The sequence below is a fragment of the Gemmobacter lutimaris genome, assembly GCF_003570715.1.
Classification (GTDB): domain Bacteria; phylum Pseudomonadota; class Alphaproteobacteria; order Rhodobacterales; family Rhodobacteraceae; genus Gemmobacter; species Gemmobacter lutimaris.
The window spans coordinates 1-1,570 of sequence record NZ_QXXQ01000048.1 but is presented as its reverse complement, the minus strand read 5'-3'; the positions used below and the strand labels follow the sequence as shown (position 1 = coordinate 1,570).

General features: G+C 61.8%; 2 protein-coding genes. Both read left to right on the top strand.

Translation table 11 applies throughout. The annotated features are described in order from the left end of the window. The first annotated feature begins 319 nt into the window (after nucleotides 1–319). On the top strand, nucleotides 320–1,018 hold the full coding sequence (locus D2N39_RS22385; RefSeq protein WP_456071331.1) for a DUF7146 domain-containing protein: 699 nt from the start codon (nucleotides 320–322) through the stop codon (nucleotides 1,016–1,018). Nucleotides 1,019–1,309: 291 nt separating this feature from the next. Further along, complete coding sequence (locus D2N39_RS22380) at nucleotides 1,310–1,501, top strand: hypothetical protein (protein WP_147373551.1); 192 nt, start codon at nucleotides 1,310–1,312, stop codon at nucleotides 1,499–1,501. The last annotated feature ends 69 nt before the right edge of the window (nucleotides 1,502–1,570 follow it).

The following is a 1,570-nucleotide window of genomic DNA, read 5'->3' as shown; positions in this document are numbered from 1 at the left end:
CACTGCGGGGCATCATGATATCCCCAATCTGACGCAGACATTATGTTGCGCCGACGGCAGCAACCCAAAACAAACAAAGGGGAAATCAAAGCCCGGCAACATAACCCGCGCCGCAACATGTTCGGTGTTATGTTGAATTCAACATAAGCAGGACCCGAGCGAGGGCACCCATGGTGACCTCCTCGACATCATCCGCGAAAGCCTTGGGCTCAGCGACTTCGCCGACGTCCTCGAAGAAGCCCGCCGCTTCCTCAGCCTGCCGCAGCTGGAACCGGTGCTGAACACCCCAGCCCCGAAACTTGCACCTGCACCCTCTGGAATGTCGGAAGCGGCACGGCGGCTTCTTAGCATGTCCAGCCCGCTCAAAGGCTCGCTGGCGGCAACATATTTGCGGTCCCGCAGCATCACCGATCTCCGCGATACCGGCGCCCTGAAGTTTCACCCGAACTGTTACTATCGGGTGCAGGGCGAGGATCTGACTGAGACCTGGCCCGCCATAATCGCTGCCGTCACCGACCTCGAAGGCAAAGTCACCGGGGTGCACCGCACGTGGCTTGCGCGTGATGGTGGCTCAAAGGCACCCGTCGACACACAGCGGAAGGCGATGGGGGATTTGCTCGGCCACGCGGTCCGGTTCGGCGTGGCCAAAGAGGTCATGGCAGCGGGGGAGGGGATCGAGACCGTGCTCTCCCTCCGACAGGCCCTGCCCAGAATGCAGATGGTTGCAGCGCTGTCGGCCGGACATCTCGCAGCCCTCCTCTTTCCGGCAAATCTGCGCAGGCTCTATATTGTCCGCGACAACGATCCGGCGGGGAACGGTGCAAGGGACAGCCTGGTCGCCCGGGCGCACGAGGTCGGGATCGAGGCGATAACGCTTTCGCCCATGTTGGGGGATTTCAACGACGATCTTGTCACCCGCGGTCTGGATGCCCTTCGGGCGCATATCCGGGTACAACTGGCGCCGGAGGACGTCAGCCGCTTCATGACGCAGGATCATGTGACTCGTCGCAGCGGATGATTCCAGAAGGTCCGATCTCATCACGGACATACAGCTGCAGTTCCATCAGTGGGACCGCGCCTCGGCCTTTGAGAGGGCGAGCGGCCCACAAGCGGTCCGGTCAGGCAATGGCGGCGCCCGACTATTTTCCGCCGGCGGGGAGGACCCCGCCTTTGCATCGCGAGGCAAAATAGCCGGGCTTGGCCATCGAGGCCCTGAGCCAAAAGGCTCGGGCTGCCAGACCGGCCCGCTTGTCGGCTTTTCGTCGCCATGAAGGCCGCGACAGTCGCGGTCCAGACGATGGAGCATCCCATGTACGCCCATGACGACTTCGAACCCGATCACACCTCCTCGCCGACCGACACCATGATCCAGGATCTTCAGCTTTATGGCTACCGTCCCGCACCGGGCGAGGCCGACCCCCGGATCACGCCCGAAGACCAGGTTGTTGATTTTCACCCAGAAGTGAGCCGGTTTTTTCGCCGAGAAGTGAGCCACCTCTAATTATGGATTTCGGTTCATGCTGGGGTCAAGGGCGGGTTTGTCTCCTTCTTTTTTCGGGCCGCGGCGGCT

What these genes read in the sequence shown, in the direction of transcription:
- D2N39_RS22385 (WP_456071331.1), top strand. Translation starts at nt 320, where the DNA reads ATGTCGGAAGCGGCACGGCGGCTTCTTAGCATGTCCAGCCCGCTCAAA.
- D2N39_RS22380 (WP_147373551.1), top strand. Translation starts at nt 1,310, where the DNA reads ATGTACGCCCATGACGACTTCGAACCCGATCACACCTCCTCGCCGACC.